Below are 14,515 nucleotides of genomic sequence, written 5' to 3'. Positions count from 1 at the left end.
AGAGGTATTTATATGAAAATTTTAGCAAATGTCGAAAAATATCTCATTGTGTTTACCACTTTATTGTATATACTTCTCATATTTATTTTCGGCCCAGACAATATTATTTTAAATTTAATTGAAAAAATTATTAAGTATAAAAATGATGTTATAGTGAATGTTGCTTCATTATTTATAGGTATGTATATTACTTTAGTACTAATGTATCCGACCTTTACTAAAGGAAGCAGTCTAGATAAATTAAGTAATAAGAATTATTTAACTTCTTTTAGATATATAGTAATAGGATTACTTTGTTCATTTATATATATTTTAAACTTTTTGTTAGAAGGTATCTTATATAAATCTAATATTTTAAATTGCTTTTTCTTAATCTTATTGTTTATTTCATTCATTAGAGTTGTTTTACTTGTTATAGTTTCGTTAAAACACGATATTATAACTCAAAAGCTTATTAAAAATGATAATATCAAATATGATAAGAAAATTTATGAAAAATTAAAAAACATTGAGGATCGTCTTGAGGAAAAGAAGAAATGAAGGAAAATATTCAGACCTAAGAAAAAATTAATATTATTTATTAACTTTTTATATATTTTGGAAGATGAAAAATATAGAACTAGTATTAATGTTATCCGCATTATAAATTAAACACCTCATATATTCCTAAATATAACAAAGTTTATATGGTTCCCTTTGGTGTCTATTCACATTTAATTATTAAGGTGAATTGAAAATGTATATTAGGTATTAAAGAACAAGAATTAAATAAAAAAGAAAGCGTAAAAAGCGTAAAGCGAGGCAAGAAGCTTATAAAACGCGTAAGAGACAAATAAAAAGACATAAAGCAAAACAAAAACATAAAGGTCATTAATATTAATTGTTCATCAGACCTGTCTATAATTCCTAGCTTCTCAACAAGAATGTTGAGTTTTTATAGCGAAAAATCCCCTTGAGTAGTTAAACTCAAGGGGAATAGTTATTTTAATCAATTTTTTCTAATGCTTTTTTCGGAACTTTATCTTTTGGGACTTCTTCGTACGTTAAAGTCTCATTTAATTTTTGTTTAATCTTTAAATAATGCCCTGTTTTAAATTTATTCTTTCCAAAGGGTTCAAATTCAACTTTTTTGGAGTGACCGTCTTTAGTTACTCCGTTTTCCACGTAAACCGCATCTTTATAAACTTTACTTTTATCTTTAGAATCATGATGTACGTCATATCTACTTGGTTTTTTAGTTTTTACGTAATATTCTTTTGTAGGTACTAACGGATTAAGTTGTCCATAATCAACTGCAACTTGGTTATCTGTATGGCTTTCCGCATATGCTTTCCAACCAAATAATCCGCCAAAAATTAATGCAAGTGCTACGACGATAGAACTTATTGTAATTATTGTAACCTTTTTGTTTTTATTCATGTTATACCTCCCTTATTTAATTTCAGAATAATACGTAATAGTCATTTATCTTTTTAAGCCTGGACTTCAAATACAGTTTATTATACTACTTTACTTGATTATTTAACTTACTTATCAATTTTTTCTAATGCTTTTTTCGGAACTTTATCTTTTGGTACTTCTTCGTACGTTTTTGTTCGATCTAATTTTACTTTGATTTTTAAATAATGGCCTGTTTTTAATTGTTTTTTACCATTTGGATTATACTGAATAAATTTCCGATCACCATTTTTATCTGCGCCATATTGATTGTAAATGGATTTTAAATGTGTGTTCTTATCTTTTTGAGGTTTGCCTGGTTTTTAGTTTTAACGTAATATTCTTTGGTTGGTATTAATGGATTTAAAATTCCATAATCAACTATTCTCTCGTTATCTGTATGACTTTCCGCATATGCTTTCCAACCAAATAATCCGCCAACAATTAATGCGAGTACCACGACGATAGAACTTATTGTAATAATTATATTTTTATTCATGTTATACCTCCTAATTAATAACTAACTATAGCTTAATACTTTGTTTGGGGACTGCTCTACAATTCTATGTGACATTTTTGGCTATGCACTAACAAATATGTCACATGTGGACGTTTGTTTTTAAAATTTATGGTATACAAATGACTAATTAAAGGTTACAATGGATATCAAGTAATTAAGTTCGTGAAATTGATTTGAAGTTTTATTCTATTTGAATTTACTCCTTTTGATTTTTTAAGACAAATTACAAATATTTCGTGCAAAAGCACACATAAAGGAGTTTATTATGAATAACGGTACAGTTAAATGGTTTAATGCAGAAAAAGGTTTTGGTTTTATTGAAGTTGACGGTGGAAATGACGTATTCGTACATTTTTCAGCTATCGCTCAAGAAGGCTACAAATCATTAGAAGAAGGCCAAGAAGTTGAATTTGAAGTTGTTGAAGGCGACCGCGGTCCTCAAGCAGCTAACGTTGTTAAAAAATAATAACTTATAAGAAAAGACGAGCCACCAGGCTCGTCTTTTTTATTTGCTGTTAATTCGATATGATAGGTGTTTGTGAATGTTTATGTCGTATAATAATTAATAAGATATTTAATACGCTTGCGATGAGACCCACACATACGACGAAGTTTGAACCGAGTGTAGCGATAAACATACCACCAATAAATGTTCCTAAAGTTGTACCAACATTTACAGATGATAAGAAGATACCGTTGGATAGGTCAGGAGCATCAGGCACAGCATCTGTAACCATAAATTGAGTAATATTAGTATTGAGTCCTGCTAATAATCCCCATAAGATTGTAATAATTAGCATCGGTACGAGGAATGAACCGAAACTAAACATCAACACATAAACTATAATTAAGCCAAATGGAAGACACAACATTGTTTTCTTCGGTATTGTCGTTAATAATTTTCCAGCTAAAATATTTCCACCGATATTTGAAATTCCATATAAAAATAAAGTAATCGCAACAAGGTTACCGCTCATATTTGTCACTGTATTTAAATAATCAGTTAAATAACTGTAAACACCAAATACGGCGCCATTAAATACTAATGCGGCTATAATAGAAATCCAAGTTAAAGGTCGCTTTAATACACTTAGTTGAGTGCTATAACCTTGAGTTTCATTTGGTTGCATAGTAGGAACAAACAGAATCGTAAAAATTAACACAATCACATTAATTACCGCAAAGAAAGCGAGCGCGATTTGTAAATTGAAATGGATGGCTAAAAAGTTAACGATAGGCACACCTACGACCATCCCAGCTGAGACTCCAATAAAGACACGCGATACAGCTTTAGGTGCCTCTTTTTCCTCTACAGTATTTGCTGCTACTGAAAACGCTAATGCAGTATAAACCGGATGGAATATAGCAGGAATGATGCGTGCTATTAAGAGCACCGCAAAGCTTGTCGTAAACACGGAAATTATATTACTTATTACGAAGATTGTAAGTACGAGCACCATCACTTTCTTTCTTTCAAACTTTGACATTAGCAAAGGTAAAATTGGTCCAGAAATTGCAATGCCAATAGCGAATGCAGAAACGAGCCACCCTGCAGTTGAAGTACTAACATTAAAGTGCTTAGCAATTTCAGGGATTAGCCCAATAAATCCCATTTCAGTATTCAATATTCCAAAAACACCAATTGTTAAAATAAGGATAATCACCTTACTATTTTTCATGTTCAAACACTCCTATATCATAATTACTTGATATAAAAAGTGTAAGTGACAATTCTATGTATAACAAATACCTATTAACTATTATCAATTATGCTCAAAACGTATAGTTATATAGTTTACTAAGAGTTCAGTAGTATTCTGCATACATAAGAAAAGACGAGCCATCAGGCTCGTCTTTTTCTATATTCATTATTTAGTGTTAGATGCAGTCTTTTGTTGTTTTGTATTAATCATAAGCGTGAGTATAAAGCCTACGACTAATAGTATTGTCGTAAAGAAGAATGCGGTATCGACGCCAATAACGGTAGCGTGTTGTATCATTTGATGTTTTGTTTCACCTGAATGTGTTTGTGCTGTGTAGTTCTTTCTTACGATTGCCATGATTGTAATCATAATTGCTGTACCGATTGCACCTGCAATAATTCTTAATGAGTTAATAATGGCAGTACCATGTGAAATATTTTGAGGTTCTAAAGCATTTACCCCAATTGTATTTAAAGGCATGATGATAAGCGCTACAGCAAACATTCTAATCGCATAAATAACAACGACGTACCAATAAGGCGTATCCACTGTTAAGAAACAATGTAATATTGTCATGATAATTAATAATATGAAACCAGGTACGGCTAATACTTTTAGACCGAACTTATCATAAATTTTTCCGGTATAAACTGACATAAAGGCATTAACGACTGCACCGGGTAGGATTACGAGTCCTGATAATATAGCAGTTAATCCTAGTCCAGTTTGAACGTACATTGGAATTAATAATGCAGGGCCGACGATTCCTATAAAGAGAATCATTGAACCGAAAGCAGCTAAAGTAAATGTTTTATTTGAAAATACGCGCATATTCAATAATGGATTGTCGAGTTTGATTTGACGTGTCACAAAGACTGCAACGATGATGAGACCTAATACTAAAGCGATGATAACAATCGGTGATGAGAAACCAAGATTACCAGCGCTACTAAATGCATAAAGCATTAAGCCAAAACCTAGAGTTGAAAAAATCACAGAAGGTTTGTCTAACGTTGTATCTTTTGTTTCGTTATTACTTTCTACAAAGATACTTCCAATAATAAAGGCAATTAATGCGATAACGGCTACAACAATGAATGGCACTCTCCAACTGAATGCATCAATTAGTAACCCTGTTAAAGTAGGGCCAATTGCAGGTGCTGATTGAGCAACGATACCTGTGAGACCCATTGCAAATCCGCGTTTCTCAGCTGGAAATAGCGTGAAAACTGTGAATTGCATAAGAGGTAGGAGCACCCCTGCGCCAATTGCCTGTATTACACGGGCAAACATCAATAGTCCAAATGAGGGGGCTAGCGCTGCGATGATTGAACCTAATAAGAACATACTCATGGAGAAGATGTAAAGTGGTTTCGTGTGGTATTTATCCATTAAGTATGCTGTTAAAGGTACCATGATTCCGTTAACGAGCATAAATCCTGTTATGAGCCATTGTGCAGTCGTTTCAGAAATCTTCAATCCTGAAATAATGGCCGGTAAAGCAGTGTTGAGTAGTGTTTGGTTAAGCATAGCTACAAATGCACTGCTAAGCATGACTAAAATAATTGTATTTCTTTTTTTGGTAGACAACGTATGACCTGTCACCGTATACATCTCCTCTCTTAATTGATCACAATAAATTATTTTAATCCTTTTTAGTTAGCTTGGCAAACCATTTTTTCGAACGTTTTATTAAAATGGCTATTTAAGTTTTTAAAAAAGATAAAACTACTCCCACTCATATGCATATCCAACATACTAATGTTTTAAATGTTAAACTTAATATAATTGATTTTAAAAGTGGAAGTAATAGTATACACACCGATATTATAGAGGAGAGATAAAGATGAAAGAAACTGAAACTATTATCGGAAATAAACGAAACTGGTTACTCGTCTTAGCAATTATACTTTTTGCTTCTACATTAAGAGCGCCTCTTACAAAAGTAGGACCAGTAATCGATGAAATCAAGTCGTCGTTACATCTGAATCACAAAGTAGCGGGCATGTTAACTACGATTCCGCTGTTAATGTTTGCAATAACATCGCCTTAAGTTTCGAAGTTAACCGCTCGATTTACAATGTCTAAAACGATATTTTATGCGATGATTACGTTAATGATTGGATTATGTTTGCGAGTAGTTGGTGGCGTTGAGCTCTTTTTAATAGGCACCTTGATTTTAGGAGTTGCGATAGCTATCGGTAACGTTGTCTTGCCAAGCTTTGTGAAATGGGCTTTTCCTTTACATATTGGCATAATGACAAGCCTTTATAGTGGCACAATGAACTTTACTGCAGGATTAGGCGGGGGACTTAGCGTACCACTAGCTTCAATGTCGCAATTAGGTTATAGACTCTCATTGGTATTTTGGGTCGTCTTCGCAGTAATAGCATTTGTATTATGGATATTCAAATTACGTGAAAATGTAAATCTTGAGAAGCTTTCTTCACACGAACATAAATCAAAGACAAATACAGCTACTGGATCAGTAAAGGTTGTTAATTCTAAAGTTGCTTGGCTACTCGCTTTGATGATGGGGTTTCAATCTATGATCTTCTACAGTGTTGTTACGTGGGTACCTTCAATTCTTATGAGTCGGGGACTTTCTCCGTCGCTATCGGGTTATTTGTTGATGATGAATCAATTTGCACAAGTACCGATGACAATTGTTTTTCCAATTATTGCATCTAAAATAAAAGATCAGCGTCTCATGATATTAATCATTAGTGCTTTGTTTATCGTAGGGTTTAGCTTATTCTTCACTCATTCTATCGTTATGCTTGTATTAGGAATGATTATTTCAGGATTAGCGATGGGAGCAGGATTTAGTTTGAGTATGGTTTTCTTTTCATTAAGGTCACGTACACATCTAGGTAGTATTAAATTATCAGGATTTGGTCAATCAGTGGGATATTTGATTGCTGCATTAGGCCCATTCCTAATAGGTTATTTATATGATGTTTCAGGCTCTTGGGTAACTGGTATTTGTACGCTATTATTGATGGCAATATGTTTTATGATCTTCGGTTTAGGTGCAGCGAAAGACAGAGTAGTGGAAGATGAATAGATGAGATAACTGTATATTTATATAAAATAACCCCGATATGCTATGAAACGATTAGCATATTGGGGTTTTATTAAACAATCATTGTATCTTGTATAGTCAAATGTTATATTATTCTTTGTCGCCTTCGTGAGGTAGACATTTAATAAGAGACAATTAAGGTTAATGGACGGCTTCATGAATTGCTTCAGCAAAGTCATGCATCTCTTCAGTCCAGTTATCCGCGTTTTCTCTATTGAATGCAGAAAGATCATCATTTTTGAAAAATGATTGACGTAAGGCGGTCGTTAGTTCGAGTTGAACACCGGCTTTTTTACCATTCTTATTTGCAATATTGTCATCGGAACGGCCTTCTAAATAATCAGGAGTTTCTTCTACATTGAAGCCTTTGTCTTCTAGATTATCGCCAATTTCTTCTCTTAAATCGCTATCCTTACCGCCTAAATATACTACAGGTTCATTACCGTGGGCCCCGTGAATCATAACGGAGTTGGATACTTTTTCCTGCATTTCTTCTAAAGTAGGTTCATTATAATTTGTAGAAATGACATGCAGTTCATCATTATTCGTTCTTCTTATACCTTTAAACGTATAATAATTATAAGTCCCTAAATTTGCAGTCAATTTTGCTAATTCAGTAGTTCCGGCTTCTATATTCCCACCATGAATTGCCGCAATGAGAGTATCGCTACCGGCAACATTTTTGAAAATAACCCAATCTTCACCTTCCTTAGTATCTTCCATGAGGTCTGTCATTGAGTCGTACTCATCACTTGCAAAGATCGGTTTATAAGAAATAAGTAAGATCATGATGATAATGAGCCCTGACGCTAAGATGAATTTGGCAGGGATAGAAAGATAACGTGATAAAGCATTAGATTTAAACATAAGCTACTCCTAATTCCTTAGAATAATGTTAGAAAAAAGTACGAAATTTAAAAAGATTACAAATGCAAAAGATGTAAAAGTATTAAAATTTCGGATAACTATTTGTCAGTTCCCTGTTTATATTTGATAAAAACATGTAGTGGAATTTAATAAAAAAGTTCACTTTAATGATAAATTTAATTAAATATGTTTTAGTCATAGAAAAAATGTAAAAGTTATATAAGATATGAATAAATTGAAAATTGGAGGTTTTTATTATTATAAGTATTATTTCAGCAATAGGTTCAATAGGAACCTTTATCATGGCACTATTTTACTTTGTCTCAGTAAGTATTCAGTTATATCAAATGAGAATAAGTTTTATCCCAGCTTTAAGCTTTAACCAAATATTAATTATTAAAGATGGAGACGGGTTACAACTAAGAAACACAGGCAATGTAAATGAAGAAAACACTGACCAAGATTTCTTGAAGATGTACAACCTTGGAGGTGGCGCAGCAAAAGAGATTAAGGTACAAATCTTCCTCGGTAATAACAATGTACTACAGGAAAAATATGTTAATATTTTACCTAGTAAAGAAGGGTATTTATTACCAATAAATAGAGATGTATTTAAAGAACTTGATAATACAATTCGTTCAAATGCGAATGAAACTGATTTACACATTAAGATTTTTTATAAACACAATGTGAGTCGTAAAGTACAAGAGCTACACTTAAATGGTAAGCTCGATAGCTTTAATACATTTAATGAAAAATCAATTTATGAGCTACAGTTCTTTAGTGCTAATCAAAGTACTTAATATAGATTTAAAGTAGAAGTTAATCCTTTCGAGATAATAATCTTCATTTATTATTTTGAGAGGATTTTTATTGTACAATTGGAAATAAGAGGATTGTAAATTTTAGACGGAGTGTTAAAAATGATTAATGTAAAACAACCAGATTCAATTTTTTTAGAAAATAAATCATCCGAACATGCAATTATCTTGTTGCACTCATTTACAGGTACAGTGAGAGACGTTAAATTACTCGCTACGAAATTACATAAAGCTGGATTTACATGTTACGTCCCTGCATATAAAGGCCATGGTTTAATGTTAGACCAATTTATGGAATATGGGACTGATGATTGGTGGCAAGATGCATTAACGGCTTACCGATATTTAACTGAACAAGGATATAATAAAGTAAGTGTTTGCGGTGTTTCTTTAGGAGGGCTATTGTCGTTAAAATTGGCTGAAAAAGAAGATATTGAAGCAATTGCGATTATGTCTACACCTTATAAGAAAAGTGATGCAGGGTTAGCACATCGATTAAACAACTATTGTCAACGCATGGGTCAAGTCGTAGGGTTAGATGATGCACAAATTTCTAAGCAATTAGACTCGATTGACACATATAGTGATGAACTCAATAAATTTCAATTTATGGTTGAAGATATTATGAATAACTTAGATAAAATCACTGCACCTATTACAATTAATTATGGTTTGCAAGATGACCCAGATTATCGCACGAGTGCACAGTATATTCATGATCACATTGGCCATGAAACGAAATATTTAAATGGATTTCCCGATTCAAAACATTTAATGACACATGGATCAGGTCGTGAAGCGGTTGAACAAGAAATCATAGCATTTTTCGAAGATCACTTAGATGTATAGATGAATCCATTGAATATTAGAAAAGATTAAGCCACAATTGAGACAATTCAATTGCGGCTTTTTATTAAATATCATTTAAAGTTGGTATGGTGCTTCATTATGTGATTTGATTGTTAATTCCAGTTATTTATTTTCTCCAAAAAGTAGAGCAGTCTTTTTTATCTTCAATATTGTAAGTAATAATGTCTTTGAGCAGGTCGAAGTTTATTTCTTGAGTCAATTGTATTTTGAATAGGTTAGGTGTTTGTGCGTAATCAGCTTGTTCAATACGCTCGCTAAACTGTTCCATGGTTTTGGATTCTGGATCGACTGAGAAGTGTTTTTTAGCTTTACTGAATGCAATGATGAAAGTGCCGTGATCTGTGTACATAGGTTGGTTCCATTTTACGGTTGTTTCAAGTTGAGGAAAGTTTTCGTCCATCCAGTTAAATATGTTACGCATCGTTTCTTGGTCTTCAGGCTTTTCGATAGATTCAATAAATGAGTTAAATTCAGTCATAATTCCCATCCTTCTCTAGTAATTATTAATAAAAATATAACACAAGCTCAAACGGAGTGGCTATTTTTAACTGCAATAGCAAAAAAATCCTCTTACATTCATCATTGTAAGAGGATTTCATTATTTTATATATTGTAAGGTTCTATTTGAACTATGCTAATTTTCTATTTCTCAGGAAATAATCGACAATTATACCAATAATTAACAATATGATAAATGGTATGAGCCAAGCCAGTTGTATACTCGATAATGGCAATGACTTATAAAGTACTGTTACAGGTTTTAATATTTTGAAATCAGAAATGATTTGTAAAATTGAAATGAATAACGTCACACATGCTGGTAAGATAAATGCAAATTTCAATTCATAAGGTATGAAAATACTTACCAATGAAATCAGTACGAGTACAATAGATGTTGGATAAATAAATGTAAGTAATGGTACTGCAATTTGCAAGATTAAGTCTAAACCGAGTGTAGAAACTAAGAATCCTACTAGTGTAAAGATTAGGACAAACATTTTATAAGAAATCTTTGGTAACTTTTTCATGGCAAAGGCAGAACATGCATTTACTAAACCTACACATGTTGTTAGACAAGCCAAGATAATAATAATGCCAAATACTAAGTTTCCGTAAGAGCCAAAGACACGTAATGAATTAAACGTTAAGATGTCGGTACCATCTTTCAGACCAGGTTTATCCGTTGTGGCACCTACGTAAGCGAGTGCGAAATAAGTAATGAGAAGTAACATAGCTGAAATAAACCCAGATTTAATCACGTTCGTTACAAGTGTTTTTTGATCTGTAATGCCTTTAATTTTAAACATTTGTACAATAACGACTGAAAAGGCTAACGCAGCAACTAAATCCATTGTGAAATAACCTTCTAATATACCTGGCACGACTGGTGCTTTTGTATACTTACCTGTAGGTTCACCGATAGAGCCTTCAGGATGGATAATTACAAGGATACAAAGGACTGCAATGATAATGATGAGTAAAGGTGTTAAATATTTTCCGAGATTATCCACGATACGGTTTGGGTATAAAGCGATAAAATATACAATTAGGAAAAATATCGCTGAAAATACGATAAGCGTGAAATGGTTATGTACAGGTAACACATGGTTTGTTCCAATTTCATAAGCGACGTTTGCTGCACGTGGTATACCATAGAGTGCCCCAATAGATAAATAGATACAAATCGCAAATATCGTACCAAAGACTGGATGTACTTTGTTCACGATACTCTCAACACCGCCATTCATATATGCAACGACAATTACGGTAATATATGGCAAAAGTATACCTGTAATGGCGAAACCGGACATTGCAAGCCACATATTTCCTTGTGCTGTATAACCTAACATCGGTGGAAAGATTAAATTTCCAGCACCAAAGAAAAATGAAAAAAGCATAAGACCTGAGATAATAATAAGTTTATTCATTTCCAATACCTCAATTTTAAGGGAGTTTGTTCTAAGAAAACATAACGAACTTTAACATAAAAGATAATTTATAATATTTGAAGTATTAACTCATTATTCTGGTCATAAATTAGACATATATTACTAGAAATTGAAGGAAAAAGGGTTGTTTATCCAGTGCTATGACTTTTATATAGGAAGATCAGTATTTAGTATTTTTCGTATAAAAGTTAAATTCCTATTGAGAGAATACACTAAAAATGATATAGTAAATGCTATATTACATAAACGCTTTAACGCAATAAAGTTAAAATAAAGGAATGAAAAACTATGGATAAACAATCGCAATGGAAAACCTCGACAGGTTTCATTCTAGCAAGTGCTGGTTCTGCAATTGGTTTAGGTGCGATGTGGAAGTTTCCTTATATGGCAGGTATATATGGGGGCGGAGCATTTTTATTAATGTTCCTCATATTTACAATTTTCGTAGGACTGCCATTACTGATTATGGAATTTACAGTCGGCAAAATGGGACAGACTTATACGACTAAAATATATAGTAAACTAACACAAAAGAAATGGTTAAATATAATAGGTTGGAACGGTAATTTAGCGGTATTTGTATTATTCGGCTTTTACAGTGTTATTGGCGGCTGGATTATCATTTACATTTTTAATGTAGCAGCACAAATATTGTCATTTAATCAGACGAAACTTGGAGAAATTCAGTTTGAGTCGATTATTGGTAGTCCGGTGTTAACATTAATTGGCCAAGGCGTGTTTATATTATTAACGATGCTTATCGTCATGTTAGGCGTAGAAAAAGGCCTTGAAAAAGCATCTAAATTTATGATTCCACTGCTATTTATCTTTTTAATCATTATTGTTGTTAAATCGTTAACACTTGATGGTTCAATCGAAGGGTTGAAATATATATTACAACCTCGACTTGAAGATGTATCGATGGAAGGCGTACTATTTGCGTTAGGTCAATCATTTTTCACATTATCTTTAGGGACAACTGGAATGATTACTTACGCAAGTTACGCATCGAAAGATATGCCGATTAAAACATCAGCAGTTTCTATCGTACTAATGAATATTTTAGTTTCAGTGCTGGCCGGTTTAGCGATATTCCCTGCAATTAAATCATTTGGTTATAAACCGACAGAAGGGCCAGGACTGTTATTTAAAGTACTACCGAAAGTATTTGATCAAATGGCATTCGGTTCAGGGTTCTATTTAATCTTTTTAATCTTGTTCTTATTTGCAGCATTAACATCATCTATATCATTATTAGAATTAAATGTATCGAATTTCACTAAAAATGATAATACGAAACGTAAACCAGTAGCTTTTTGGGCAAGTATTTTAGTGTTTATTATCAGTATTCCAGCAACATTATCTTTTAGTAGTTTGAGCGGTATTAAATTTGGCGCAGGTACTATTTTTGATAATATGGACTTTTTAGTTTCTAATATTTTAATGCCATTAGGCGCATTAGGGACAACACTTGTTGTTGGTCATTTATTAAATAAAAATGAACTGAAAGAACACTTTGGTAATAATCGATTTAAGTTATTCTTACCATGGTATTATTTAGTAAAATTCGTACTACCTATCGTTATTATTGTCATATTTATTGTTCAATTTATTTAATTTAATAACTATTTCAAAAAGAGTCTGAGACACCTATTTTTGTCTCAGACTCTTTATATATATCACTTTAGAAGTGTAGTTTAACTACGTTTAATAATGTGTGATTTAAAACAAATTTTTCGGATTATCGCACATATTCGTGTATTGTTGTTAAATGAATAACAACATCTATAACAATTGTTGTACCTTTGTGAAATGGAGGATTTAAATGGTTAAAATATGTAATTATGGCTTTGATCAAGAAGTTATTGAAGAACATCGCGATATTTATGGCATTGCTTATACTCAAAAGGTCCTGTCAGGTCGATATAAAAATCTTATAATTTGGTATTTAAAAGAGAAAGACCGTCGTTATAATCATATTAAGAAGTTTTTATCTGATATTTCTCAAGGGTCTTTAACGAAGCAATTACGTGAATTAGAAAAAGATGAAATAATTAAACGTACAGTTTATCCAGAAGTGCCACCTAAAGTCGTGTATAGTTTAACTAATAAAGGAAAGGATTTATTACCGATTATTGATTTAATGGAAAGCTATGGTAAACGTTATGGAGAACAACCTAAATAATTAATATAAGGGAGTGGGACAGATATCGAATTTGCTAATAGAGATTTCGTTGTCCCACCCCGGCAAGGATGACTAGAATTGAAAAAAGCTTGTTATAAGCGTATTTCCAATTCAGTCATCTACTGCCAAATTGATAAAGAGTCTGAGACACCTATTTTTGTCTCAGACTCTTTGTTCGTTTGGCTATAGTTATTATTTACCTGTGAAAAGACCGATGATTTTTTTGATGATATCGAAGATTAAGCTCATGTTATTCACCTCACTTAATTTGTTAATTAAACTATAATATGTTTTTTCATTTTTGAGTTTATTTTTTCCTAATTCATTAAAATAGATACCTATATGTTTATTTTTTAAATTAAGAAACGAATTCGCATACAAAACTGTATATTTTTTAATTGATTAAAAAAATAATTAATTTTTGAGTTTTTAAGTGTGGTTTATATTCGGGCGGTAAAAAGTATAAAAAAAAGTGACGATTTCTAATATCAAATTAGAAATCGTCACTTTATTATAAATTGAGAGTTAAGTATCTCAAGATTTTTCAATTTAATAAGAATTATTTGTCGCCTTTGATAAGACCGATGATTGTTTTGATGATATCGATGATTGCAGTCATGTTACTCACCTCTCTTAATTTGTTAACTTCAATATAATATATCGTGCTTATATCTTGTTAAATATCCCCTAAGTCATTAAAAATCATGCTTAAATGGTGAGAAAAAAACAAATAGGTACGACCAAGAGTCAAAAAGTGTCTATAAATGAAAATTGATAATAAGTACGATATAGCATACTAAATTTAATTTAAGTATTTCCGTATAAGTCGTATTGAGGTTAAGGGAAAGTTATGAGTTAAAACGATTTTACAAATAAAAAAGGCTGGTGAAGTTTCACCAACCTGTATATTATAAATTGAAATTATTTGTCGCCTTTGATAAGACCGATGATTGTTTTGATGATATCGATGATTGCAGTCATGTTATTCACCTCTCTTAATAAGTTAATTTCACTATATCTTACTTTTTACAACAAAAGACAAAAATGAACTAACTCATTAAAATAAGTGCTTAAGTGA

General features: G+C 32.0%; 14 protein-coding genes and 1 pseudogene. 7 read left to right on the top strand and 8 right to left on the bottom strand.

Features of this window, described 5'->3' with window-relative positions; all coding sequences use genetic code 11:
• The first annotated feature begins 12 nt into the window (after positions 1-12).
• Positions 13-540, top strand: a complete 528-nt coding sequence (locus NGI30_RS09740; RefSeq protein ID WP_251943533.1) for a hypothetical protein — start codon at positions 13-15, stop codon at positions 538-540.
• A gap of 444 nt (positions 541-984) precedes the next feature.
• On the opposite strand, the gene NGI30_RS09730 is transcribed toward NGI30_RS09740, so the two are convergent.
• The 3 genes from NGI30_RS09730 to NGI30_RS09725 form a co-directional block, all read right to left on the bottom strand.
• On the bottom strand, positions 985-1,419 hold the full coding sequence (locus tag NGI30_RS09730) for a YxeA family protein (RefSeq protein ID WP_251943531.1): 435 nt from the start codon (positions 1,417-1,419) through the stop codon (positions 985-987).
• A 107-nt stretch (positions 1,420-1,526) separates the two neighbouring features.
• Entirely contained in the window at positions 1,527-1,715 is a 189-nt protein-coding gene (locus tag NGI30_RS11460) for a DUF1093 domain-containing protein (protein WP_353505254.1), read from the bottom strand.
• A 5-nt stretch (positions 1,716-1,720) separates the two neighbouring features.
• A complete protein-coding gene (locus NGI30_RS09725; protein WP_251943529.1) occupies positions 1,721-1,936 on the bottom strand; it encodes a hypothetical protein in 216 nt (71 codons plus the stop codon).
• Between the two features lie 286 nt (positions 1,937-2,222).
• Between NGI30_RS09725 and cspD the strand changes: the two genes are divergently transcribed.
• Complete coding sequence (cspD, locus tag NGI30_RS09720; RefSeq protein ID WP_251521251.1) at positions 2,223-2,423, top strand: cold-shock protein CspD; 201 nt, start codon at positions 2,223-2,225, stop codon at positions 2,421-2,423.
• A gap of 49 nt (positions 2,424-2,472) precedes the next feature.
• Here cspD and NGI30_RS09715 read toward each other — a convergent pair whose 3' ends face one another.
• A complete protein-coding gene (locus NGI30_RS09715) occupies positions 2,473-3,636 on the bottom strand; it encodes an MFS transporter (RefSeq protein ID WP_251943527.1) in 1,164 nt (387 codons plus the stop codon).
• Positions 3,637-3,825: 189 nt separating this feature from the next.
• Positions 3,826-5,265 (bottom strand): MDR family MFS transporter, encoded by a 1,440-nt coding sequence (locus NGI30_RS09710; RefSeq protein WP_286009869.1) that lies wholly within the window; start codon positions 5,263-5,265, stop codon positions 3,826-3,828.
• Positions 5,266-5,506: 241 nt separating this feature from the next.
• Between NGI30_RS09710 and NGI30_RS09705 the strand changes: the two are divergent.
• Positions 5,507-6,727 (top strand): annotated as a pseudogene (locus tag NGI30_RS09705) (CynX/NimT family MFS transporter).
• A 159-nt stretch (positions 6,728-6,886) separates the two neighbouring features.
• On the opposite strand, the gene NGI30_RS09700 reads toward NGI30_RS09705, so the two are convergent.
• The gene (locus tag NGI30_RS09700; protein WP_251943525.1) at positions 6,887-7,612 is read right to left on the bottom strand and encodes a poly-gamma-glutamate hydrolase family protein; all 726 of its coding nucleotides are present in this window, start codon (positions 7,610-7,612) and stop codon (positions 6,887-6,889) included.
• Positions 7,613-7,869: 257 nt separating this feature from the next.
• Between NGI30_RS09700 and NGI30_RS09695 the strand changes: the two genes are divergently transcribed.
• The gene (locus NGI30_RS09695; protein WP_251943989.1) at positions 7,870-8,415 is read left to right on the top strand and encodes a hypothetical protein; all 546 of its coding nucleotides are present in this window, start codon (positions 7,870-7,872) and stop codon (positions 8,413-8,415) included.
• Between the two features lie 120 nt (positions 8,416-8,535).
• Positions 8,536-9,282, top strand: a complete 747-nt coding sequence (locus NGI30_RS09690) for an alpha/beta hydrolase (protein ID WP_251943522.1) — start codon at positions 8,536-8,538, stop codon at positions 9,280-9,282.
• Between the two features lie 127 nt (positions 9,283-9,409).
• On the opposite strand, the gene NGI30_RS09685 is transcribed toward NGI30_RS09690, so the two are convergent.
• The gene (locus tag NGI30_RS09685) at positions 9,410-9,781 is read right to left on the bottom strand and encodes an iron chaperone (RefSeq protein WP_251943520.1); all 372 of its coding nucleotides are present in this window, start codon (positions 9,779-9,781) and stop codon (positions 9,410-9,412) included.
• Positions 9,782-9,932: 151 nt separating this feature from the next.
• A complete protein-coding gene (brnQ, locus tag NGI30_RS09680; RefSeq protein ID WP_251943518.1) occupies positions 9,933-11,231 on the bottom strand; it encodes a branched-chain amino acid transport system II carrier protein in 1,299 nt (432 codons plus the stop codon).
• Positions 11,232-11,540: 309 nt separating this feature from the next.
• On the opposite strand from brnQ, the gene NGI30_RS09675 reads away from it, so the two are divergent.
• Together NGI30_RS09675 and NGI30_RS09670 are read left to right on the top strand one after the other, a co-directional pair.
• A complete protein-coding gene (locus tag NGI30_RS09675; protein ID WP_251521185.1) occupies positions 11,541-12,869 on the top strand; it encodes a sodium-dependent transporter in 1,329 nt (442 codons plus the stop codon).
• Between the two features lie 208 nt (positions 12,870-13,077).
• A complete protein-coding gene (locus NGI30_RS09670; protein ID WP_251943516.1) occupies positions 13,078-13,437 on the top strand; it encodes a winged helix-turn-helix transcriptional regulator in 360 nt (119 codons plus the stop codon).
• Positions 13,438-14,515: the final 1,078 nt, after the last annotated feature.

It is taken from the genome of Staphylococcus sp. Marseille-Q5304 (genome assembly GCF_943737015.1).
Taxonomy (GTDB): Bacteria; Bacillota; Bacilli; order Staphylococcales; family Staphylococcaceae; genus Staphylococcus; species Staphylococcus hsinchuensis.
This window is presented reverse-complemented; position numbering and strand designations above follow the sequence as displayed.